Source organism: Micromonospora radicis, assembly GCF_003583405.1.
In the GTDB taxonomy this organism is placed as follows: domain Bacteria; phylum Actinomycetota; class Actinomycetes; order Mycobacteriales; family Micromonosporaceae; genus Micromonospora; species Micromonospora radicis.
Genome location: NZ_QXEC01000001.1, coordinates 296368 through 318469, shown reverse-complemented (window position 1 = coordinate 318469; position 22102 = coordinate 296368). Strand labels below are relative to the sequence as shown.

Annotated in this window: 23 protein-coding genes; 12 read left to right on the top strand and 11 right to left on the bottom strand. The window is 73.3% G+C overall.

Going from position 1 to position 22102, the window contains the following annotated elements; all coding sequences use genetic code 11:
- The first annotated feature begins 60 nt into the window (after positions 1-60).
- Positions 61-834 carry a GntR family transcriptional regulator gene (locus tag D2L64_RS01495; protein WP_119572604.1) on the top strand — a complete coding sequence of 258 codons (774 nt, stop codon included), beginning with the start codon at positions 61-63 and terminating at the stop codon, positions 832-834.
- Positions 835-1169: 335 nt separating this feature from the next.
- On the opposite strand, the gene mshC is transcribed toward D2L64_RS01495, so the two are convergent.
- The 4 genes from mshC to D2L64_RS01470 all read right to left on the bottom strand — a co-directional run bounded on the left by mshC (position 1170) and on the right by D2L64_RS01470 (position 4789).
- Positions 1170-2417: a cysteine--1-D-myo-inosityl 2-amino-2-deoxy-alpha-D-glucopyranoside ligase gene (gene mshC / locus D2L64_RS01490; protein ID WP_119572603.1), complete on the bottom strand. Its 1248-nt coding sequence runs from the start codon at positions 2415-2417 to the stop codon at positions 1170-1172.
- Positions 2418-2482: 65 nt separating this feature from the next.
- Entirely contained in the window at positions 2483-3301 is an 819-nt protein-coding gene (locus tag D2L64_RS01485) for an SCO1664 family protein (protein WP_119572602.1), read from the bottom strand.
- A complete protein-coding gene (locus tag D2L64_RS01480) occupies positions 3298-3876 on the bottom strand; it encodes a DUF3090 domain-containing protein (RefSeq protein WP_119572601.1) in 579 nt (192 codons plus the stop codon). The genes D2L64_RS01485 and D2L64_RS01480 overlap by 4 nt, the downstream gene beginning before the upstream one ends.
- Positions 3877-4084: 208 nt before the next feature.
- Entirely contained in the window at positions 4085-4789 is a 705-nt protein-coding gene (locus D2L64_RS01470; RefSeq protein WP_119572599.1) for an MSMEG_4193 family putative phosphomutase, read from the bottom strand.
- A gap of 447 nt (positions 4790-5236) precedes the next feature.
- On the opposite strand from D2L64_RS01470, the gene D2L64_RS01465 reads away from it, so the two are divergent.
- Positions 5237-5827, top strand: coding sequence for a hypothetical protein (locus D2L64_RS01465; RefSeq protein WP_119572598.1), 591 nt, complete (start codon positions 5237-5239; stop codon positions 5825-5827).
- Positions 5828-5954: 127 nt separating this feature from the next.
- Here the strand turns inward: D2L64_RS01465 and D2L64_RS01460 are convergent, their stop codons facing one another.
- Together D2L64_RS01460 and D2L64_RS01455 are read right to left on the bottom strand one after the other, a co-directional pair.
- Entirely contained in the window at positions 5955-6791 is an 837-nt protein-coding gene (locus D2L64_RS01460; RefSeq protein ID WP_119572597.1) for an undecaprenyl-diphosphate phosphatase, read from the bottom strand.
- Positions 6788-7840: an LLM class F420-dependent oxidoreductase gene (locus D2L64_RS01455; protein ID WP_119572596.1), complete on the bottom strand. Its 1053-nt coding sequence runs from the start codon at positions 7838-7840 to the stop codon at positions 6788-6790. Before D2L64_RS01455 ends, D2L64_RS01460 begins: the two co-directional genes overlap by 4 nt.
- 139 nt (positions 7841-7979) lie before the next feature.
- Here D2L64_RS01455 and D2L64_RS01450 point away from each other — a divergent pair, with 139 nt between their 5' ends.
- Together D2L64_RS01450 and D2L64_RS01445 are read left to right on the top strand one after the other, a co-directional pair.
- A complete protein-coding gene (locus tag D2L64_RS01450) occupies positions 7980-8951 on the top strand; it encodes an aldo/keto reductase (protein WP_119572595.1) in 972 nt (323 codons plus the stop codon).
- 69 nt (positions 8952-9020) lie between these two features.
- Positions 9021-9212 carry a DUF5703 family protein gene (locus D2L64_RS01445; protein ID WP_119572594.1) on the top strand — a complete coding sequence of 64 codons (192 nt, stop codon included), beginning with the start codon at positions 9021-9023 and terminating at the stop codon, positions 9210-9212.
- A 221-nt stretch (positions 9213-9433) separates the two neighbouring features.
- Here D2L64_RS01445 and D2L64_RS01440 read toward each other — a convergent pair whose 3' ends face one another.
- Positions 9434-10087: a hypothetical protein gene (locus tag D2L64_RS01440; protein ID WP_119572593.1), complete on the bottom strand. Its 654-nt coding sequence runs from the start codon at positions 10085-10087 to the stop codon at positions 9434-9436.
- A 60-nt stretch (positions 10088-10147) separates the two neighbouring features.
- Entirely contained in the window at positions 10148-11482 is a 1335-nt protein-coding gene (locus tag D2L64_RS01435; RefSeq protein WP_119572592.1) for a M20/M25/M40 family metallo-hydrolase, read from the bottom strand.
- A 176-nt stretch (positions 11483-11658) separates the two neighbouring features.
- On the opposite strand from D2L64_RS01435, the gene D2L64_RS01430 reads away from it, so the two are divergent.
- The 3 genes from D2L64_RS01430 to D2L64_RS01420 all read left to right on the top strand — a co-directional run bounded on the left by D2L64_RS01430 (position 11659) and on the right by D2L64_RS01420 (position 13592).
- Positions 11659-12258 (top strand): hemerythrin domain-containing protein, encoded by a 600-nt coding sequence (locus D2L64_RS01430; RefSeq protein ID WP_119572591.1) that lies wholly within the window; start codon positions 11659-11661, stop codon positions 12256-12258.
- 78 nt (positions 12259-12336) lie between these two features.
- The gene (locus tag D2L64_RS01425; protein WP_119572590.1) at positions 12337-13335 is read left to right on the top strand and encodes a LysR family transcriptional regulator; all 999 of its coding nucleotides are present in this window, start codon (positions 12337-12339) and stop codon (positions 13333-13335) included.
- A gap of 20 nt (positions 13336-13355) precedes the next feature.
- On the top strand, positions 13356-13592 hold the full coding sequence (locus tag D2L64_RS01420) for a hypothetical protein (protein WP_119572589.1): 237 nt from the start codon (positions 13356-13358) through the stop codon (positions 13590-13592).
- A 69-nt stretch (positions 13593-13661) separates the two neighbouring features.
- Here D2L64_RS01420 and D2L64_RS01415 read toward each other — a convergent pair whose 3' ends face one another.
- Genes D2L64_RS01415 through D2L64_RS01410 form a run of 3 tightly spaced genes read right to left on the bottom strand, consistent with a single transcriptional unit; the run spans position 13662 to position 16761 of the window.
- A complete protein-coding gene (locus tag D2L64_RS01415) occupies positions 13662-14012 on the bottom strand; it encodes a DUF3140 domain-containing protein (protein WP_119572588.1) in 351 nt (116 codons plus the stop codon).
- Complete coding sequence (locus tag D2L64_RS27470) at positions 14012-14176, bottom strand: hypothetical protein (RefSeq protein ID WP_199714359.1); 165 nt, start codon at positions 14174-14176, stop codon at positions 14012-14014. The genes D2L64_RS01415 and D2L64_RS27470 overlap by 1 nt, the downstream gene beginning before the upstream one ends.
- 29 nt (positions 14177-14205) lie before the next feature.
- A complete protein-coding gene (locus tag D2L64_RS01410) occupies positions 14206-16761 on the bottom strand; it encodes an ATP-dependent Clp protease ATP-binding subunit (RefSeq protein WP_119572587.1) in 2556 nt (851 codons plus the stop codon).
- A 146-nt stretch (positions 16762-16907) separates the two neighbouring features.
- On the opposite strand from D2L64_RS01410, the gene D2L64_RS01405 reads away from it, so the two are divergent.
- The 5 genes from D2L64_RS01405 (at position 16908) to D2L64_RS01385 (ending at position 22076) form a co-directional block, all read left to right on the top strand.
- A complete protein-coding gene (locus D2L64_RS01405; RefSeq protein ID WP_119572586.1) occupies positions 16908-17336 on the top strand; it encodes a PIN domain-containing protein in 429 nt (142 codons plus the stop codon).
- A gap of 147 nt (positions 17337-17483) precedes the next feature.
- Positions 17484-17744, top strand: coding sequence for a hypothetical protein (locus D2L64_RS01400; protein WP_119572585.1), 261 nt, complete (start codon positions 17484-17486; stop codon positions 17742-17744).
- A 9-nt stretch (positions 17745-17753) separates the two neighbouring features.
- Positions 17754-18755 (top strand): hypothetical protein, encoded by a 1002-nt coding sequence (locus D2L64_RS01395; protein ID WP_119572584.1) that lies wholly within the window; start codon positions 17754-17756, stop codon positions 18753-18755.
- Complete coding sequence (locus tag D2L64_RS01390; protein WP_119572583.1) at positions 18748-21417, top strand: FtsK/SpoIIIE domain-containing protein; 2670 nt, start codon at positions 18748-18750, stop codon at positions 21415-21417. The genes D2L64_RS01395 and D2L64_RS01390 overlap by 8 nt, the downstream gene beginning before the upstream one ends.
- On the top strand, positions 21414-22076 hold the full coding sequence (locus D2L64_RS01385; protein WP_119572582.1) for a hypothetical protein: 663 nt from the start codon (positions 21414-21416) through the stop codon (positions 22074-22076). The genes D2L64_RS01390 and D2L64_RS01385 overlap by 4 nt, the downstream gene beginning before the upstream one ends.
- The last annotated feature ends 26 nt before the right edge of the window (positions 22077-22102 follow it).

Sequence of the window (22102 nt, the reverse complement as noted above, 5' to 3'; positions counted from 1 at the left end):
GTGGCGGAGGGCTGTCTGCGTAGGGCATCCTAGGAGCCTAGTGCTGATGGGGGTTCGAGGATGCAGATCAATCCGGGGGCGGCGGAGTTTCCGCATCGGCAGATCGCCGCGCAGCTCAAGGCACAGATCCGGCGCGGCGACTGGGGGCCCGGTGAGCGCCTACCGTCGATCCCGGCCGTCGCCGAGCTGTTCGGTGTGGCGAAGCAGACCGCGCAACGCGCCGTCGACCAGCTGCGGGTCGAGGGCATCCTGATCACCAAACCCGGCTCCGGTACGTACGTACGGGGCACCCGGCGGCGGCTCAACCGGCTATCCCGGGGACGCTACGGCGGCTTCCGCGGCTACCACACCGATCTGGCCGCCCGGTACCGGCAACAACTCGTCACCGTCGGCCGCTCCCCCGCGCCACCGGAGGTGGCCGACGCGTTCGGCGTACCGGACGGCACCGAGCTGCTCTGCCGCCGGCACCTGGTCCGCACCGAGGACTCACCGGTCGAGGTGGGAGCCTCCTGGTTCCTACCGGCCGAGACCGCCGGCACCACCCTGGAACGCGCCGAGGCGTTCGGGCGCCCGCTCTACCAGGAGGCCGAGGAGGCCACCGGCCGGCGGTACGCGACCGCCACCGACACGATCAGCGCCCGCCAGCCCAGCCGGGAGGAGGCCGAAACCCTCCAGATCCGGCCGGACACCCCCGTGCTGCACCTGCTGCATGTGGCGTACGACGCGCACCGCAAGCCCATTGAGGTGGCCCAGGCGACCTGGCCCGGCCCGGTCACCACGCTCACCGAGGAGTACAAGATCCCCGCCCCGACCCCGACCCCGACCCCGACCTAATCCTCGGCTAACCCCCACCCCCACCCCCACGCGCCCGCCCGCCCCATGCCCGCCTCGCCTCACGCCCGCCTCGCCTCACGCCCGCCTCGTCTCACAGGGGCCTGTCTCGCCAACGGTGTTTCCGGGGGGCCACAAATGCCCCGTAAGAAGGGCGACTGGAACTGCAAGATCACCGAGACGGAGCCGGGGAAGCGCGGGGGGAAGCGCGGGGGGAAGCGCGGGGGGAAGCGCGGGCGGGGAAGCGCGGGCGGGGAAGCGCGGGCGGGGAAGCGCGGGCGGGGCGGTAGGGGCGACGGAAGGGAGGGAGGGAGAGGGAGAGAGAACGAGGGTGGCTGTTAGAGGCGGATGCCTAGGAGGGCGTCCAGGGTGTCGGCGAACAGGGCCGGTGCGGCCGGGTCGGTGGTGGCCTCGGCGGCCCCGGTCAGGGTCAGCTCGGCCCACTCGTCGGCCAGCCGTAGCGCACCGGGCGAGTCCAGGTCGTCGGTGAGGCGGTCCCGTACGCCGGCCAGGAACGCCGCGCCGGACGGCCCCGCGGGTGCGACGACGGCCTGCCGCCAGCGGCCCAGTCGTTGCTCGGCGGCGGTCAGCAGGTCGTCGGTCCAGGAACGGTCGGCGCGGTAGTGGCCGGAGAGGAGCGCCAACCGCACCGCCATCGGGTCCACCCGGTCGGCGCGCAGCCGGGAGACGAACACCAGGTTGCCCCGGGACTTGGACATCTTCTCGCCGTCCAGGCCGATCATCCCGGCATGCACGTAGTGCCCGGCGAAGGGGGCCGCCCCGGTCAGCCGCTCGGCGTGCGCGGCGGAACACTCGTGATGCGGGAAGATCAGGTCGTTGCCGCCTCCCTGCACGTCGATGGTGGCATCGAGCAGGCCCAGGGCGATCACCGCGCACTCGATGTGCCAACCCGGCCGGCCCGCGCCGAGGTCGCCGCCGGGCCAGGACGGTTCGCCGTCGCGGGCGCCGCGCCACAGCAGCGGGTCCAGCGGGTCACGCTTGCCGGCCCGGTCCGGGTCACCACCGCGTTCGGGGAAGATCTCCAGCATCTCGGTGCGGGACAGGTTCGACTCGTAGCCGAAGCGCGGGGCGGCCGAGATGTCGAAGTAGACGTCGCCGGTACCGTCGTCCAGGCGGTACGCGGCACCGTCCTTGAGCAGTACGAGCACCTTCTCGGCGATGTCCGGGATCGACTCGACGGCGCCGACGTAGTGCGCCGGCGGGATGATCCGCAGCGCCTCCATGTCCTCCCGGAACAGCGCGGTCTCCCGCATGGCCAGGACCTTCCAGTCCTCGCCGTCGCGCTCGGCGCGTTCCAGCAGCGGGTCGTCGATGTCGGTGACGTTCTGGACGTACCGCACCTGGTGGCCCGCGTCGCGCCACATCCGCTGCACCAGATCGAAGGTGATCATGGTGGCGGCGTGCCCCAGGTGGGTGGCGTCGTACGGGGTGATGCCGCAGACGTACATGGTCGCCGGACCGTCCGGATCGGCCGGCTGCACGCTCTGCCGCGCCGAGTCGAACAACCTCAGCGGCCCGCCCCTGCCCGGCAACCGCGGCACCTCGTGCCCCACCCAAGACTCCATGCCCGTCAGCCTAACCAGCCTCGGGTCACGGCCACGGCGGGCCAGGAGTGATCAAGACCTCAGGCTCACAGCGGGGGCCACGGCACGGCCGGCCACTCCGCTGACGGCTGGGGGAAACGGCAGTGCTCGCGCAGCCGGTCGACCCGGGCCGCCAACTCGGCGATCTCGCCGAGGGTGAGATGCTCGGCGAGTTCCGCGCCGAGCGGGCCGGCGACCTGGCGGGCGAGCCGGTCGAGGGCCTGGACGCCGTCGGCGGGCAGCAGCCGGCCGGCCCAGCCCCACAGGACGGTACGCAGCTTGCCCTCCACGTGGAAGCTGACCCCGTGGTCGACACCGTAGATCCGGTCGTCCGGTCCGAGCAGGACGTGACCGCCCTTGCGGTCGGCGTTGTTGATCACGGCGTCGAAGATCGCGAGTCGGGCCAGCCGCGGATCGTCGGCGTGCGCCAGGGCGTACGGGGTGCCGTCGTCGTCGCGGGCCGCGGCGACCGGGAACCACCGGGGCGGCAGCGCGTCGGCCGGCACGAACCCGACCAGCGGCTCGGCGTCGTCCGGCTCGTCGATCCACAGCTGGCACGAACCCGGACCGAACGGCCCCTCGCGTAGCACGGTCGGCGGCACCAGGTCCCAGCCGGTGGCCACGGAGACGAGGTAGGCGGCGACCTCACGCCCGGCCAGGGTGCCGTCCGGGAAGTCCCACAGCGGTCGTTCGCCCCGCACCGGCTTGTACACACACCTCGCGGTCTCGCCGTCCAGGGTGAGGATGCCCCGCAGGGTGGTGTTCGAGGCGTCCACGAGCCGGCCTTCCACGGTCAGCTCACCGTCGCGCAACAGCCGCAACGCCGCCTCGCCGTCCTGCCGGGGTGCCACGCCGGACGAGGTCACCGGTGGTAGCCGTTGTTCCGCGGGCAGAGGTGACCGGCCGGGTCGAGCGGCTGGCCGCACAGCGGGCAGGGCGGGCGGCCGGCGTTGACGACCCGCCGGGCTCGTTCGATGAACGCGCGGGTCGCCTCCGGGGTCAGCCGCACCCGAAGGCGGTCGAGGTCCTCGTCGGGTTCGACGTCGTCGGGTTCGTCGTCCTCCTCCGACTCGCCCAACTCGATCTCGGCCTCCGCCTCGCCGACCGCGATCGCCTCGATCACCACGGTGGCGGTGTCCGCGTCGAAGGCGAGGCCGAGCGTGCCGACCCGGAACTCCTCGTCGACCGGTGTGTCCAGCGGCTCGTTGTCACCGAGCGACGTCGGCGCCTCGGGTAGGTCCACGCCGAAGCGGCGCTGTGCCTCGGTGAGCAACTCCTCCAGCTTCTCGGCGAGCAGAGAGACCTGGACCTTCTCCAGCGCGACGCTGACCAACCGCCCGCCGCCGCGTGCCTGCAGGAAGAACGTGCGTTCCCCCGGCGGCCCGACGGTCCCGGCGACGAACCGCTCCGGCGGCTCGAAGGCGTGCACCTGGTGGGTCATACCCACGACCCTATCCGGCGACCCCGGGGACCGCGCACCCCACCGACCCGAAAGCCGGTAAGCTCCCGGGCCACCATCCGCCCGGTCGCGGCTGCTCCGTCGGCCCACCGCGCCGCCGCACCGCCGTCGATCCGCCGCGCGGCCGCGCCGACGTCAGCCCGCCGCGCCGCCGCGCCGCCGTCGATCCGCCGCGCCGCCGCGCCGCCGGTCACCGCGCGGCTCCGGCGCCGCCGCCGACCGCGGCGTCCGAGTCGGCCCGGCGACCGGTCCGGCGGCGCCGCTTGCCGGGCGGCGGCACCAGCCCGGCCAGGTCGCCGCCGACGTCGTTGAGCCGCAGCAGAAACGGGCGCAGCGGGGTGTAACGGATCGCGGTGACCGACGCCGGGTCCACCACGATCCGCTGGAAGAGATCAAGGTGTACGCCGAGGGCGTCCGCCACGATTGCCTTGATCACGTCCCCATGGCTGCACGCCAACCAGACCGCCTCCGGGCCGTGTTCCGCGTTCACCCGGGCGTCCCTGGCGCGTACCGCGGCGACAGCCCGGGCGGCCATCTGGGCCATCGCCTCGCCCTCGGGGAAGACGGCCGCGCTGGGATGCTGCTGTACCACCGGCCAGAGCGGCTCCTTGGCGAGCTTCTTCAGCGGCTGCCCCTCCCAGGTGCCGTACCCGCACTCGATGAGCCCGTCGTCCAACTCTGGCGAGGCCTGTGGCAGCGCCAGTTCGAGGGTCTGCCGGCAGCGGACCAGCGGGCTGCTCACGACGGCCGCGAACGGCAGTGCCCGCAGGCGCTCGCCGACGGCGCTGGCCTGGGCCCGGCCGGTCTCGTCCAGTTCGACGGGTTGGCGGCCGGCCAGGCCACCGTCGGCGTTGGCGGTGGTACGTCCGTGCCGCAGGAGCAGAAGTGTCGCCACGTACCCACCCTAGGTGCCCGATGTCCGGTCTCCGCCGGTGGTGGGTACACCGCCGGTCGCGCGGCGTACCGGCGGTGCCGGGTTCGACCGGCGTGGGCGGCGGGTGACTGGACCGCCCGGGTACGCCGAATGTCGGATATGCCGGCCTCGGGTGGGCCGGCTCCGGGCGGAATGCCGGGCGAGTGGGGGGCGTTGTAACGGGTGGCTGACCGAGCAGGGCCCCGCGACGCACCCCGATCAGACCCCCGGATCGAGACGGTGGCGCCTCGGGAATGACCCGCCCCGGTCGGTCGTTGTAACCGGTCCCGGCGCCGCGAAGAGCCATCGGCCCGCGAGCCCGCCGGTCCGTTCTTCAACCTCTCTGCTCTGCCAGGCGCCGATCCGGCGCCGGTGTCACCACGGCCGCCCCCAGGCGGTGACACCCGACCCCCGGAATGGAGCATCCCCATGAACACCATGCTGCGTAAGAGCGTCCTCGCCATCGCCGGCCTCACCGTCGCCGGTGGCCTCGCCGCCGGACCCCTGAACCACGCCACCGCCGACACCACCACCACCACGGGCAGCCTGTCCGCCGCCGTCCAGGCCGACCGGCCCGACACGGGCAAGCTCATCCCGCACGGTGTGCAGGGCGCCCAGTCCCGGATCGACCTGAACGACGAGCAGACCGCGAACACCAAGGCGATCATCGCGGCGACGAAGAAGGCCGGCATGGACGAGCGTGCCGCGGTCGTCGCCATCGCCACCAGCCTGCAGGAGTCGAAGCTGGAGAACCTGGGTCACCTGGGTGACCGTAACGACCACGACTCGCAGGGCCTGTTCCAGCAGCGTCCGTCCAGTGGCTGGGGCACGGTGGAGCAGATCACCGACCCCGAGTACTCGACCCTGGCGTTCCTGAAGGGTCTGCAGCAGGTCGACGGGTGGCAGGACATGCCGCTGACCGTGGCCGCGCAGACGGTGCAGGTGTCGGCGTACCCCGACCACTACGCCCAGTGGGAGCAGCAGGCCGCCGACCTGGTCGCCCAGCACTGGAACAGCTGACCCACCGCACGACAACGATGGCCGGCACCCGGTATCCGGGTGCCGGCCATCGGCGTCTTCACCACCCCGATGTCGAGAGGGGTCCGTCCGCTACCCGAGGCGTCGAGAAGGAACCCTTCCTGTCCGCTCAGGTGGCGCTGATGGTTCCGGTGAGCAGGAGGGCGAAGACCAGGGTGCCGACCGCCACTCGGTAGAGCACGAAGACGTACAGGGTGTGGTGGGCGACGTAGCGCAGCAGCCAGGCGATGGCCGCGTAGCCGACCGCGAACGCGATGAGCGTGGCGACCACCATCTGCGCCACGGTGGGCACCGACGTGCCGGGCGCCGCCGGTTCGAAGACGTCGCCCAGGCTGAAGATCCCGGACATCACCACCGCCGGGATGGCCAGCAGGAACGAGTAGCGGGCCGCGGTCTCCCGGGTCAGGTTGAGGAACAGGCCGAAGGTGAGGGTCGCTCCCGACCGGGACACGCCGGGGATGAGGGCGAGCGCCTGGGCGAAGCCCATCACCACGCCGTCACGCATCCGGAAGTCCTTCAGGGTCCGGGTCTGCCGGCCCCAGTACTCGGCGAAGGCGAGCACGAAGGCGAACACGATCAGGGTGGTGGCCACCACCCACAGGTTGCGGGCGGTCTCCCGGATCTGGTCCTTGAACAGGAAGCCGAGGGCACCGATCGGGATCGAGCCGACGATCACGTACCAGCCCATCCGGTAGTCCAGGCTGCTCCGGACCGATTTGTCCCAGATGCCGACCACCCAGGTCCGGCCGATCCGCCAGATGTCCTTGGCGAAGTAGAGCAGCACGGCGGCCTCGGTACCCAGCTGGGTGACCGCGGTGAAGGAGGCACCGGCGTCCTGCTCGAAGAAGATCGCCGAGGTGATGCGCAGGTGCCCCGACGAGCTGACCGGCAGGAACTCGGTCAGGCCCTGGACGATGCCCAGGACGATGGCTTCGACCCAGGTCACTCCCCGACTCCCGAGAGGTCGAGTGCCTCGGCGACGGTACGCAGGGTCTGTACCCCGCTGTCGCGGTCGGCGGCGAACAGGGTCACCGAGAGGGTCGTCACGCCGGCCTCGGCGTACTGGCGCATCCGCTCGGCGATGCGTTCCTTCGGACCGAGCAGCGAGGTCCGGTCGATGAACTCCAGCGGCACCGCGGCGGCGGCGTCGCGCTGCCGCTTGGCCAGGTAGAGGTCCTGTACCTCGCGGGCGGCGTCGCCGTAGCCCATCCGGGTGGCCAGTTGGTTGTAGAAGTTCTGCTGCCGGCTGCCCATGCCGCCCACGTACAGGGCGGCGTACCAGCGGACCAGTTCGGCGCAGGAGTCGAGGTCGTCGCCGACCACCACCGGCACGGAGGGCACCACGTCGAACCCGGCCAGTTCCCTGCCGGCCCTGGCCCGCCCGGCGGTCACCGAGGCGAGTTGCTCCTGGGCGTACTCGGGGGCGAAGAAGACGGCCAGCCAGCCGTCGGCGATCTCGCCGGCCAGTTCGAGGTTCTTCGGGCCGACGGCGGCCAGGTAGATCGGGATGTGCTCGCGCGGCGGGCGGAAGCCCAGCCGCAGCGCCTTGCCGGGGCCGTCGGGTAGCGGCAGGGTGTAGAACTCGCCGTCGTAGGCGACCTCCTTGCGGCCCACCGCGAGCTTGACGATGTCGACGTACTCGCGGGTGCGCGCCAGGGGCTTGCCGAAACGTACGCCGTGCCAGCCCTCGGAGACCTGCGGGCCGGAGACGCCCAGCCCGAGCCGGAACCGGCCGCCGGAGAGCGCGTCGATGGTCGCGGCGGTCATCGCGGTCATCGCAGGGGTACGGGCCGGAATCTGCATCACGGCGCTGCCGATGTCGATCCGCTCGGTCTGCCCGGCCATCCAGGCGAGCATGCTCGGCGAGTCGGAGCCGTACGCCTCCGCCGCCCACACCACCGAGTAGCCGAGCCGGTCCGCCTCCTGAGCCAGGGCCAGATGATCAGCCGGTGTGCTCCACGCTGTCTGATATCCGAGGCTTAGCCCGAGTCGCACAGAGTCCTCCCCCATCCGCAGTCGCATCAGGTTACGCAATGGCGGCGGTGGGGACGATCACCGGCTCACCGGAGAATCGCCGGCAGACTTGACGGGAGCGAGGATATCGGTCCGGCCCGGTTCGAAATAAGGTTCACCCATGCAGCAGCGACCGCTCGGCCGAAGCGGGCTGGCGGTTTCCCGGCTCGCGCTCGGCACCATGACCTGGGGCCGGGACACCGACGCCGACGATGCGGCGGCGCAGCTGAAGAGTTACCTGGACGCGGGCGGCAACCTGATCGACACCGCCGACGTGTACGGCGACGGCGACGCCGAGGCGGTGATCGGCTCCCTGCTGGGCACCCTGGTGCCGCGGGAGGACCTGCTGATCGCCACCAAGGCCGGGCTGCGGCCCGGTGGTGGTCGGCGCCGGGACGGCTCACGCGGGCACCTGCTGCGTACCCTGGACGCCTCGCTGCGGCGGTTGGGCACCGACCACGTCGACCTGTTCCAGGTCCACGGATACGACCCGCAGACGCCGCTGGAGGAGACCCTGGCCGCGCTGGACCACGCGGTGGCCAGCGGCCGGGTGCGCTACGTCGGCGTGTCGAACTTCTCCGGTTGGCAGACCGCCCGGGCCGCGGCCTGGCAGGCGGCCTGGCCGGGACGGGCCCCGGTGGTGGCCGCCCAGGTGGAGTACTCGCTGCTGGAGCGGGGGGTGGAACGAGAGGTGCTGCCGGCCTGCGACGCGCTGGGGCTGGGGGTGTTGCCCTGGTCGCCGCTGGGTCGGGGGGTGCTCACCGGCAAGTACCGGCACGGCCGCCCGGCGGACTCCCGGGCGGTGTCGCCGCACTTCGAGCGGTTCGTCGCCACCTACCTGGAGCCGCGCTGCTCCAGCATCGTGGAGGCGGTGGCCACCGCCGCGAGCGGGCTCGGGGTCTCCCCGCTGGAGGTGGCGCTGGCCTGGATCCGGGACCGGCCCGGGGTGACCGCGCCGATCCTCGGTGCCCGCACCAGCGGGCAGCTGCTCGGCGCGCTGCAGGTGGAGCGGATGACCCTGCCGGAGGAGATCACCACGGCGTTGGACGACGTGTCGGCGGTGGAGGTCGGCTACCCCGAGCGGGACGGCTGAGCCACCGGGCGGCGCGGGTCACCCGGTTCAGGGTGGCGCCGGGCGGGTCCGGCTGGGCAGCATAGGCCCATGGACTACGAGTACGCGCCGCTGCGGTTGCCGCCGAACGTCGACCGGTTGACCGCCGCGGCGCAGCTGGCGATCCAGGCGGAGTTCTCCGGATGGGAGCTGGCCCGGGTGCAACTGTTCCGGGACGGCACCCGCCAGGTGGTGCTGCGCCGTCGCCGAGTCGGTACGCCGCAGCCGGGCCTGTCGTACTGACCCGGCGGCCCGGGCGCCGCGGACCCGCCGGGTCCGGGGCCGGTGCCCTTCGTGCCACCAGCCGCGTGCCGGGAGCCAATCACGCTCTCGGCAGCCGGACCAGCACCGCCGGGATCGGCGGACCGGCCCCGGCGGCGACTTCCTGATCCGTTTACGCGCTCAGCTCGACAGGCCCCGCAACGCACACCGGCGAGCCCCGGCCGGGGCTCGCCGGCCGGTGCTCAGTGCGCGTGGTCGTGTTCCTCGTCGAGTTCCAGGAACGGGTGCTCGTCGAGCCGGCCGACCAGCCGGTCGTCGGCCGCCGGCTGGAACGGGCCGACCGGGTCGTCGTCGTCGAAGGACTCCAGGTCGACCGGGGTGCCGACCTCGCTGACCATCACCACGCCGTCGAGCGGCTCCAGCTCCGGCACGTCGAGCGCGCCGAGCGAGCCGTCACCGCTCTGCAGCAGTTCCAGCACCGCCTCGCCGACGCCCTCCACCGGCGGCACCTCCTCGTCGGCCGGGGTGCCCTCGCGCCGGGCCGCCTCGGCGATCCGGATCAGCGCGGAGACGCTGGGCACCCGGTAGTCGCGCCGCTGGCGTACCGAGATCACCTGCGGGTGCGGGTCCGTCGGCTCGACCCCGTCGACGCCGGCGAAGCGCTGGTCGGCCTCGTCCGGGTCGATCGACTCGACGTCCCACGGAGTCACCTCGCCGAAGGCGTCCATGAGTTGCTCGTCGTACGCGAACGACGCGTTGTTCAGCGCGACGTACGCCCGCCAGACGTCGTCGTCGTCGATCCGGCCCTGCGCGGCGCGGACGGCGGCCAGGTGGTGGCGGGCCGCTTCGATCACGCGCTCGAGGGCGGCGTCCAGCTCACCGTGCTGGTCGGTCATGTGCGGCGTCCCTTTCACGTTGGGGTGAATCCGAGGTACTGGCGTCCATCCGGACGCCGGTTAGCAGGTACGCAGGAACCGGTCGAGAACCCGCACGCCGAACTGTAGTCCGTCCACCGGAACCCGCTCGTCGATGCCGTGGAACAACGCCGAGAAGTTCAGATCGGCCGGCAGGCGCAGCGGCGCGAAGCCGAAGCAGCGGATGCCCAACTGCGAGAACGCCTTGGCGTCGGTGCCGCCGGAGAGCATGTACGGCACCGGCCGGGCGCCCGGGTCCTCGGCGACCAGCGCGGCGGACATCGCCGCGACCAGGTCGCCGTCGAAGGTGGTCTCCAGGGCGGGCTGGCGCTGGACGTACTCGATGGCGATGTCGGGGCCGACCAGCTCGCGCAGCTGCCGTTCCAGCAGCTCGGACTGGCCGGGCAGGCTGCGGCAGTCGATGGTGGCGCTGGCCCGGCCCGGGATCACGTTGTCCTTGTAGCCGGCGGCGAGCCGGGTCGGGTTGGCGGTGTTCCGGATGGTCGCGCCGATGATGTTGGAGATCGGGCCGAGCTTGGCGATGGCGGCCTCCGGGTCGTCCGGGTCCAACTCGATGCCGAGGACCTCGGAGACCTCCTCCAGGAAGGCCCGTACGGTGTCGGTGACCACCACCGGGAAGCGATGCCGGCCGATCCGGGCCACCGCCTCGGCCAGGGCGGTGACCGCGTTGTCGTCGTGCACCATCGAACCGTGGCCGGGCCGGCCCTTGGCGTGCAGCCGCAGCCAGTCGATGCCCTTCTGCGCGGTCTCGATGAGGTAGAGCCGCCGCGAGTCGTCCACGGTGTACGAGAAGCCGCCGACCTCGCCGATGGCCTCGGTGCAGCCGTCGAAGAGTTCCCGGTGCCGGTGGGCGAGGAAGTGGGCGCCGTACTCGCTGCCCGCCTCCTCGTCGGCGGTGTACGCCAGCACGATGTCGCGGGTCGGGCGGACCCCGGTGCGCTGCCAGTGCCGCACCACGGCCAGCACCATCGCGTCGAAGTCCTTCATGTCGATGGCGCCACGGCCCCACAGGTACCCGTCGCGCAGCTCACCGGAGAACGGGTGCACCGACCACTCGTCGGCGTCGGCCGGTACCACGTCCAGGTGGCCGTGCACCAGCAGCGCCCCCCGGCTGGGCTCGGTGCCGGGGATTCGGGCGACCACGTTGGCCCGGCCCGGGGCGGATTCGAGCAGCACCGACTCGACGCCGACCTCGGCCAGCTTCGCCGCGACGTACTCCGCGGCGTGGCGTTCCCCGGCGCTGGTGGCGTTGTCCCCGGTGTTCGTGGTGTCGATGCGCAGCAGGTCGCGGCAGAGGTCGACGACCTCGTCGGTGGGCGCGGGCGCGGGGAGGGCGGAGTCGGCGTTGCTCGTCATCGCCTCTTCATACCAGTCGACCGGCCCTCGCGGCGCGGCGCAGGTCACCGCGCGGTCCGAGGATCCGGCCGGCGGGTACGCCGCGGCGACGGTTTCGGCGCGGGCGGGTGCGGGTACTGCCGCGCGCGGCCGTTGCCATATCATCGGCGCTCCGCCCGCCCGTCGAGGAGGCGACCGTGTCCGTCCACCTGCCGCCGCTGCCGCCCGTACCGGGCGACGGCTACCAGCCCGCCGGGCGCAGCATCGCCGCCACCATCGCCGAGGAGCACCAGCAGCTGCTGGAGCTGACCCGGCGGCTGGTCGGGCCCGAGCCGGATCCGGCGCACGGGCGGGAGATCCTGATCGCCGCGCTGTCCCGGCACCTGTCGGCCGAGGAGCAGTACCTGTTGCCCGCCATCCGGCAGGCGCTGACCGACGCCGACGAGCCGGTCGGTGAGGTGTTGGCCGGTGACGCCGCCCTGCTGATGGCGCTGCGGGGGCTGACCGACGACCGACTGGCGATGGTGGCCCAACTGGTCGAGGCGCACGTGACGGCGGTCGACGCGCTGGTGCAGCGGCTCTGTGCCGCCGCCACCGAGGAGGAACTGATCCGGCTGGGCAACCGGCTGGAGATCGCCGAGGAGGCCGCGCCGACCCGCCCGCACCCGGGCATCCCGCACACCCCGCCGTGGAACCGGATCGTCGAGCCCGCGGTGGCCCTGGTCGACAAGTTGCGGGACGCGGTGACCGGCCGACACACCCAGCTCAGCGAGCTGAACGAGCCGCCGTCCCGCTGAGCCGGCCGGCGACAGGTTCATGGTCGTTGATCCGTCCGGGCCCTTCCGCCAGCTGCTCCGTGGCCCTACGGTCACGCTATGAATCTGGAGTTGCGCCACCTGCGGGTGGTCTGCGCCATCGCGGAGACCGGGAGCGTGACCAAGGCGGCCTCGACGCTCGGCCTGGCCCAGCCGGCGCTGACCGCCCAGCTTCAGCGCATCGAACGGACCCTCGGCGGGCCGCTGTTCGAACGGGACCGCCGGGGTGCTCGCCCCACCGCCCTCGGCGAGCTGGTGCTCGCCCGGGCCCGGGTACTGCTGCCGGCGATGAAAGGGCTGCAGGACGAGGCGGCCCGACTGGCCGGGGCGGGTGACGCGCCACGCCGCTACCGGTTCGGTGGGGTGAACAGCCCCATCCTGGGCCGGCTGGTGCACCGGCTCGCCGCCGAGCAACCACAGGCCCAGATCACCACGTACGCGTCCTGGTCGGTCGACGAACTGGCCCAGATGGTCGCCGGAGGGCGGCTGGACTACGCGCTGACGGGGGTGTGCGGTGACTCCACCCCGTCGGCGGACTACGGGTTGAGTTGGCGGGAGGTCGCCGTCGACCCGGTGATGGTGCTGTTGCCGGAGGTGCATCCACTGGCCGACCGGGACGAGGTGGCGCTGGCCGAACTGCGGCAGGAGCAGTGGGTGGCGGCGCCGGGTGACGGCTGTTTCGGCGACTGTTTCGCCGCGGCCTGCGCCCGCGCCGGTTTCACTCCGCGCAAGCTGTACGAGGCCGACGTACGTGGCTGCATCGACCTGGTGGACGCCGGTGAGGCGGTGGCGTTGTGTCAGGCCACGTTCCGGCCGGTGGCCGGGCTGGTGACCCGCCGGCTGGCCGGTGCGCCGCTGCGCTGGCGGCTGATGCTGGGCTGGCATCCGGAGTCGCCGGCCGCCCGGGTGGCCGAGCTGGTGCTGGAGACCGCGCTGACGGCGTACACCGATTCGCTGGCCCCGCACCCGGCCTACCTGGCCTGGTTGTTGCGCAATCCGACGTTCGGGTTGCGGCGCCCGGTGACGGCGGTGGCCGAACGTGGGGTGCGAACCGCCTGACGACGGGTAATGGGTCGCCCATGACCGACCTCTATCCCGCCGCCGACGACCGTGAGGTCCTGCGCGAGGCGGCCGCGCGGCACACCGCCGCGGTCCGGGACGTGGAAGCCTTCCTGCGCCGGTTGCCGGAGGTGCCTGACCCGGCCGACCTGACCGAGTACGCCAACCTCATCACCCGCGAGGAACAGACCCGCGCGGACCGGCAGGGCGCCGCGGACGGCGCCGGCCTGACCATCGCCAGCCTGGAGTCCGAGTAGCCGACGCCGCGTCGTCCCGGCCCGTCGGGGGCCGGGACGACAGCGGAGGTACGGCGGACGACGGGCCGGTCAGCGTTCGACGAGTACGTCGTGCCCGAGGTCGAGCAGCGAGTGCCGCCACTCGTCGTCGGCGTTGCCGCGGCCGGGTTTCGCCGCGGTCAGCGAGCGGATGCGCTCGACGGCGTCGCGCATCACCTCGATGTCCTGCGGGGTCAGGTCCACCTTGCGTTTGCGCAGCACGGCGAGGATCTGCCGGCCCGGTTCCGGCAGGTCCAGGTCCGGGTTCGGGCCGAACGCCTCCGCACCGGAACCCCGGGTCAGCAGCCACTGCCGCAGCTGTTCGGACGGCACGTTGACCTCGGCGTGGAAGTCCTCCCAGAGCACTTCCACCTCGGGGTCGAGTCGCTGCTCGCGTACCATCAGCCCTCCTCTGCCGGTGGCGACCCGGGTGCCCCCGGGTGCCCCTCGTCGGTCTGCCCGCCCAGCCCCTCCGCCGGCACCTGCACCCGGGCGGGGTTCGCGGTCGGCGAGGCCACGATCGGGTCGACGCGGTCCTCGTCGCGGGCCTGCTCCGGTTCGGTCATCGATACCTCCCGGTCAGCGGGGATGCCGGTCAACGCGGGTGGGTGGTCGAGGCCGCCCGGTAGCCGTGCTCACCGGCCGCCACCTCGAAGTTGAGCTGCCCGTCGCGGGCGTCGACGGTGACCCGTTGGCCCGGCGACACCTGCTGGTCCAGCAGCATCCGGGACAGTTGGTTGTCCACCTCCCGCTGGATCACCCGACGCAGTGGCCGGGCACCGAACTCCGGCTGGTAGCCGTGCTCGGCGAGCCAGTCGATGCCGGCGTTGGTGAAGTCCACCTGGATGTCCTGGGCGTGCAGCCGGCGGCGGGTCTCCTCGAGCATCAGCTCGGTGATCTGCCGCAGCTGCGTGGCCTCCAACCGGCGGAAGATGATCACTTCGTCGATCCGGTTGAGGAACTCCGGGCGGAAGTTCTCCTGTAGCCGGCGCATCAGCCGTTCCCGCAGTTCGTCGCTCTCCTGCTGGCTGCCGGGCTCGCCGGCACCGAAGCCGACCGCCCGCTGGGCGCCGGTGATCAGCTCGGAACCGAGATTGCTCGTCATGATCAGGACGGTGTTCTTGAAGTTGACCGTACGGCCCTGGCTGTCGGTCAGCCGCCCCTCGTCGAGGACCTGCAACAGGATGTTGAACACGTCCGGGTGGGCCTTCTCGATCTCGTCGAGCAGCACCACCGCGTACGGGCGGCGGCGTACCGCCTCGGTGAGCTGGCCGGCCTCCTCGTACCCGACGTAGCCGGGCGGCGCGCCGACCAGCCGGCTGACGGTGTGCCGCTCCTGGAACTCGCTCATGTCCACCCGCACCATCCGGTCCGCCTCACCGAAGAGCGCCTCGGCCAGGGCCCGGCCCAGTTCGGTCTTGCCGACGCCGGTGGGGCCGAGGAACAGGAAGCTGCCCATCGGGCGGTTCGGATCGGCCAGTCCGGTACGGGAGCGGCGTACCGCCTCGGCCACCGCGGCGACCGCGTCGTCCTGCCCGACGACCTTCTCGTGCAGGTGACCCTCCAGCCGCAGCAGGCGGACCCGTTCCTCCTCGGTGAGCTGGCTGGCCGGGATGCCGGTGGCCCGGGAGACCACCTCGGCGATCTCGTCCGGCCCCACCTCGGGCACCTGGCTGCCGCTGCCGTCGTCGCCTCGGGCCCGGTGCACCTGGTCTTCCAGCTCGGCGACCCGGTCGCGCAGGGACGAGGCGCGTTCGTACTGTTCGTCGGCGACCGCCTGTTCCTTGTCCCGACGTACCTCCTCGAGTTGCTGCTCCAGGTCGCGCACGTCGGCGGCGGGGGTGCGGGTCCGCAGCCGGACCCGGGCGCCGGCCTGGTCGATCAGGTCGATCGCCTTGTCCGGCAGGTACCGGTCGGTGATGTACCGGTCGGAGAGTTCGGCGGCGGCGATCAGCGCCTCGTCGGTGAAGCGCACCTGGTGGTGGGCCTCGTAGCGGTCCCGCAGACCGCGCAGGATGGACACCGTGTCCTCGCCGCTGGGCTCGGGTACGAAGACCGGCTGGAAGCGGCGGGCCAGCGCGGCGTCCTTCTCGATGCTGCGGCGGTACTCGTCCAGGGTGGTCGCGCCGATCACCCGCAGTTCGCCGCGGGCCAGGGCCGGCTTGAGCATGTTGGAGGCGTCCATGCCACCCTCGCTGCCCGCGCCGCCCGCGCCGACCAGAGTGTGGATCTCGTCCAGGAAGATGATTAGCTCGTCCCGGTTCGCCCTGATCTCGTCGATCACCTTCTTCAGCCGTTCCTCGAAGTCGCCCCGGTACCGGGTGCCGGCGACCAACCCGGCCAGGTCCAGCTGGATCACCCGCTTGCCCAGCAGGGTCTGCGGCACGTCACCGTCGCAGATCCGCTCCGCCAGGCCCTCCACGATCGCGGTCTTGCCGACGCCGGCCTCACCGATCAGCACCGGGTTGTTCTTGGTACGCCGGGACAGGATCTCCACCGCCTGTTCGATCTCGTCGGCGCGCCCGATCACCGGGTCGATCTGGTCGTTGCGGGCCAGCTCGGTGAGGTCCTGGCCGTACTGGTCCAGGGTGGGGGTACCCCGGTCCGGGCGAGGCTGGGCCATCGGCCCACGTTCGGCGTTGGCGGCCTGCAACGACTCCGGCTGGATCCGCCCGGCGGCCAACATCCGGCCGGCCGGCGACTCCGGGTTCAGCGGCAGCGCCATCAGGATGTGTTCGGGGCCGATGTAGTTGGCGCCCATCGCCCGGGACAACTGGTGCGCGTCGAGCAGCGCCCGTTTGGCCGCCGGGGTCAGCGACAGGTTCGGCGGGACCTCGCCGTGCGGCGCCCCGTCGGCCCGCCCGCCCAGCGCGTTGACCAGGGTGTCCGGGTCCGCTCCGGCGCGGCGGACCAGATCCTGCAGGGGTTCGCGTTGCAGCGCGGCCCAGAGCAGGTGGTCGGTGTCCAGGTCGTTGCTCTTCTTCTGGGCGGCCCGGCGGGCCGCGTCGGCCAGCATCTCCCGGGCGTCGGCGGTCATCAGCCGGGTGATGTCGACCCGGTGCGCCGGCCGCCGCCCTCCCTCGCCCCGGCCGAAGTACCGGGCCAGGAACTCGTCCCACGGGTCGGAGCCGAAGTCGCCGGGTCCAATCATGTCTGTCCTCCGCGGGTCGGGCGCGAGACGGTCGGCACGGGCTACCCGGACCACGCCCGGACAAACGCCGCCGACCGTCCGGCCCACGCGCTACCACGGCGGCGCGGCGCACGGACCGGACGCCCGGCGGATGGCAGGGTGGCGGGATGGACCGCAAACCGCTGCTCATCGTGGACGCCGCGAACGTGGTCGGGTCCCGGCCCGACGGCTGGTGGCGTGACCGGGCCGGCGCGACCGCCCGGCTGCGGGACACCCTGCCGTCGGTGGGCGACCAGGGTGTGCCACCGGAGCTGCCGCCGCCGGTCGAGGTGGTGCTGGTGGTGGAGGGTGCCGCCCGCGACGTGCCCGGGGTCGACGGGGTGCGGGTCGTCGCCGCGGCCGGCTCGGGTGACGACACCATCGTCGACCTGGTCGCCGAGGCCGCTGACCGGCGAAGGTTGGTCGTCACCGCCGACCGGGCGCTGCGTGAACGGGTCACCGCGCTCGGTGCCGAGGTGTTCGGCCCGCGTTGGCTACGGGACCGGCGCACGGGCGATCGGGGGGCCGTCGGAGGCCGCGAGCGTAGCGCTAAGTGATCTTCCGACCGCGAGTCCCACGAATCGGACTCGCGGCGCCTGCGGTCGACAACCGGTCAACGCGGCGGCAACACTGACAGGGCGTTTGTTCTCTCCCCGACCGGCATAGGCTCTAATGGAGTCCTCCCCGCCCCCAGGAGGTTCCGAGTGGCGAGCGTCGCCGAGCTCAAGGCAGCCATCGACATCGCGCTCCAACAGATCGGTGACGGCCAGAGCGCCGTGCAGGCCGCCGGCGAGAAGCTGGCCGAAGCACAGCAGACCCTCGCCGGCGCGTTGGAGGGCAGTGGGCACACCACCGTCGAGGCGGCCCAGGCGTCGTTGACCCAGGCCGGCCAGGAGCTCGAGGAGTGCCTCGCCGCGACGCTCGTCGCGGTCGAGCAGGCCCAGCAGTACGTCTCGACGCTGTAGGGGCGGGGCGTGTCCATCGTCGAGGATGTCGGCGCGCAGGTACGGGCTGCCGCCGAGGAACTGCCGCTGGGCCTGCTGGCCCAGGCGCTGGAGAGGTTCGGGCTGGCCACCGAACGGCTGCGCTGGGTACGCCAGGAGTCGGCCGACCCGATGGGGGTGCCGGAACTCTCCGCGGCCACCGAGCACGCCGAGACCGCCGGGTACGCGCTGCGGGTGGCCCAGGAGCAGCTGACCGCGTACCTCGCCGCGATCGGGCTGGCCCCCGACGGCGCGCCACCGCCCGCCGCCACGCAGGACCGCCGCCCGGTGCACGACGCGCCCGGCGCGGCCGAGCCGGTGGCCGTGGCGCCGGAGCCCGCCGGTGAGGTGCGACTGCGTCGCTGGTGGTCGGTGCGGGTGGCGGAGCTGACCGGCGGGCGTGAGGGCCCCGCGGAACAGCCCGACGAGCGGATCAGCGACCCGCAGGAGTTGCTGCGCCGGGTGGTCCGCGGCGTCCGGGCCGGCGACCGCGACCGGCTGCACCGCGAGCTGCGCGACGCGCACGCCGACGTCGGCATGGGGCTGGCCGCCGTGGCGCCGCCGCTGCTGCGCGACCTCGCCGGGGAACTGCTCGGCCACCCGCCGCGGGGCGACGACCTGGCCCGGTTGCGTCGTGAGCTGGACGGCCGGGTCCGGGACCTGCTGCCCGGCCTACCCCCGCCGGTGCTGGACACGCTGCTCACCCGGGTCTGCCGGATGCCGCCACCGCGGCGCGGCGACGACGAGCAGCCGCACGCCGCCGATCCGGCGGTCACCGCCGGGGTGCTCACCGGTGTCCTACTCGACCGCCTCGGCCGTGACCTGCCGTCGGCCACCACGGAAAGGAACGGCGCGCTGTCGACGCCTGGCGCAGTGAACTCCCCCGGCGGCGGTACCCGGCCCCGGCGCGACACACCGTGGGCCGGGCCACCCACGCGGCCCGCCGCGGGTGACGGGGTGACCGGACGGCCCGGGTACGGGGTCGATGGCTGACCGGCGTAACCAGCTGGTCGCCCGGGTCCGGGAGATGCTCGCCGAGGCACTCGGCGCGTCCCGCGCCCGGTCGGCCGCCGCGCAGCTCGCCCTGACCGGCGCACGGGACCGGGCGGTCCGGGTGCGCCGGGCCGCCACGGGCGTACCCGAGCGGGTGGGTGCCGAACGCGACCGCCGGCTCGCCGAGATCGACGCCCAGCACGCGGCCCGGCTCGCGGCGCTGGCCCGGCAGGCGGCGCAGGCCGCCGCCCGGGAGGCGCCCGGTGCGGGTTCGGCGCAGTGGTCGGTTTGGCAGCCGACCCCGGCCGGCCGGGGTGAGCCGCCGGGCGCGGCCCGGGTCGGCACCGTCCGGCTGCCGGAGGCCGAACCGGTACCGGCGCTGGTGGCGTTGCTCGACGGCGGCCACGTGGCGCTCGACGGGGACGCCGACGGCTGCGCCGCGGTGGTCGCCGCGCTGCTGCTGCGCAGCCTCGGCCGGGCGGCGCCCGGCAGCGTACGGGTGGTCGGCTACGACCCGGACCGGTTGGGCGGCGGGCTGGCCGGTTTCGCCCCGCTGGGCACGGCCGGGCTGCTCACCTTCGTCGGTCCCGGCGGGCTGGGTCGGCTGCTGGACGACCTGGTGGAGCAGATCCGCCGGATCAACGAGACGGTGCTCGCCGGTGAGCACGCCTCGCTGCGTGACCTGGCCGCCGCGACGGGTCGGCGGCCGGAACCGTGGCGGGTGGCGGTGGTGCTCGGCGGCGACGAGTTGTCCCGGCACGAGCGCAGCCAGCTCGACCGGGTGGTCCGGGCCGGCGCGGCGTGCGGCGTACACCTGATCGCGCGGGGGGTGGCCCTGCCGGACGACCCGACGCTTACCCGGGTGGCGGTCACCGGTGACACCGCGCGCGTCGGCAACCTCGCCGTCCAACTGGATCCGCCCCCGCCGGCCACCTTGGTCACCGAGACCTGCCGGCAGATCGCCTCGGTGGTCAGCGCCGGGCCGGCACCCACCCCCTTCACCGACCTGCTGCCCCCGCCGGAGCAGATGTGGCGGGAGGATTCGGCGATCGGCCTGACGGCGCCGATCGGCGAGGGGCCCAACGGCCGGCCGGTGCTGGTCACCCTCGGCGACTACCCGCCGCACGCGCTGATCGGCGGCCCGTCCGGCACCGGCAAGACAAACCTGATCTTCGCCTGGATCGGTGCGCTGGCCGCCCGCTACTCCCCCACCGAGCTGGAGTTCTACCTGCTCGACTTCAAGGAGGGGGTGTCCTTCGCCCGGTTCGCCCAGGGCCGACGGGATCCGAGCTGGCTGCCGCACATGCGGCTGGTCGGGATCAACGTCAACACCGACCGGGAGTTCGGCCTGGCACTGCTCCGGTTCCTCGCCGAGGAGCTGCGCCGACGCGCCGACGCGGCGAAGAAGCACGAGGTCACCAAGCTGGCCGAGCTACGCGCGGTGGACCCGACCGGGCACTGGCCCCGGATCGTCGCGGTGGTGGACGAGTTCCAGATGTTGCTGGCCGGCCGGGACGCGGTGGCCCGGGAGGCGGCCGACCTGCTGGAGGACCTGGCCCGGCGGGGTCGTTCGCAGGGCATCCACCTGGTGCTCGCCTCGCAGGACGTACGCGGCATCGAGGCACTGTGGGGGCGTCCCGCGCTGGTCGCCCAGTTCACCCTGCGCATCGCGTTGCCCAAGGCACTGCGCATCCTGGCCGAACGCAACGACGCCGCGCAGTCGCTGCCGAAGTTCCACGCCGTGGTCAACGCCGAGTCGGGCCTGCCCGAGGGGAACGAGGTGGCCCGGATCCCGTCGGCCGGCGACTGGGAGACGTGGAGCGAGTTGCAGCACCGGCTGTGGCGGATGCGGCCCGCCGAGGCGGCGCCGGCCCGGCTCTTCGACGGTGACGCGATCCCGCGGCTCGCCGACGCGCCGGACTTCCGGGCGCTGGCGGCGCCGGAGGTCGGTACGCCACGCGGGCCGGTCGCGCTGCTCGGCGAGATCATCGACGTGCAGGCCCGGTCGGCTGCGCTGCGGCTGCCCCGGGCGCCCGGCCGCAACCTGGCCGTGCTCGGCACCCGGGTCGACGAGGCGTGTGCGGTGCTGGACGCGGCGGCCCGGTCCCTGGCCCGGCAGCACCGGCCGGGCAGCGCCCGGTTCTCCATCGCCTGCCTCGACCCGGACGCCGACCCGGCCGCCCGGGCGTTGTACGAGGATCTCGCCGACGACGCCGCCTGGTACGACGAGGAGACCGTGGTCGAGCTGATGGCCGAGACGGCCGGGGGCCTCGGCGCGCCGGGCGGCGGCGCCGCCCCGCACTACCTGCTGCTGTTCGCCGTCGACGCGGCGGCCGGGGCGCTGGCCGCACGGGTCGGTCGGGCCACCGGAACGGAGCACCTGCGCCGGATCCTGCACGACGGGCCCGAGCGGCGTACCCATGTGCTGGCCTGGTGGCGCGGGGTGGCGCGGATGCGCGCCGACCTGGGCGGGCCGGCGGCCCGCACCGACCAGATCGGCGCCTGGGTGGCGCTGGACACCCACGGCGGGGAGCTGGGCTCGTCGCTGTACCCGGGCACCGGCGGGCCGGACTGGTATCCGCGCCCGTGGCGGGGGCTCTTCTTCGACCGGGCGGTACACCGTACCGGGCAGACCATTATCCCCTATGGACCGTCACGTTGAACGAACCGGTGACCAGCCAGACGTACGCGGCCCAGCTGCGGCGACTCGCCGAACTGACCGCGCGGGTACAGCAGCAGCGGGCGGAGGCGCACGCCTGGTACGAACAGCAGTGCGCGGCAGCCGACCGGGCGGTGGCCGAGTCGGCCGACGAGGTCAACCGGGCCGAGCGGGAGCTGGCCGCGGCGCGGGAGACCCAGGAGCGGGTGGACGCCGAGGTCGGGGCGCTGTGGCAGGAGTTGAACGTCCGGCTGGGCGGCGGTGGTCGGCGGGCCGGCACGCCGCCGGCTCCGGCCGTGGACGCCACCGGTGACCCGTTGCCGCTGCTGGACGGGGTGCGGGACCTGCTGCGCCGGACCCGGCAACGTGGCGAACTGCCGGGCAACGTGAACCCGCTGCTGGTGTTGTGCGGGGTGGGCGGTGCGGTGCTGGCGTACGCGGTGGGTGCCGGGGCCCGCGCGCTGGCCGGACGTACCGACGGCGAACTGGCCGTCGGGCTGCCGGTGTTGGCGCTGGTGGTGACGCTGCTCGGTCCGGTGCTGGGGCTGATCCCGGCCCGCCTGATCGCCGACCGCCAGCACGCCGCTCTCAGCCCGCGCCCCGTCCTCCTGGTGGTGGCCGCCGGCCTGACCACCACCCTCCTCCTCCTCACCACCCTCTGAACACCGCCTCACCCGCCCGCACGTCC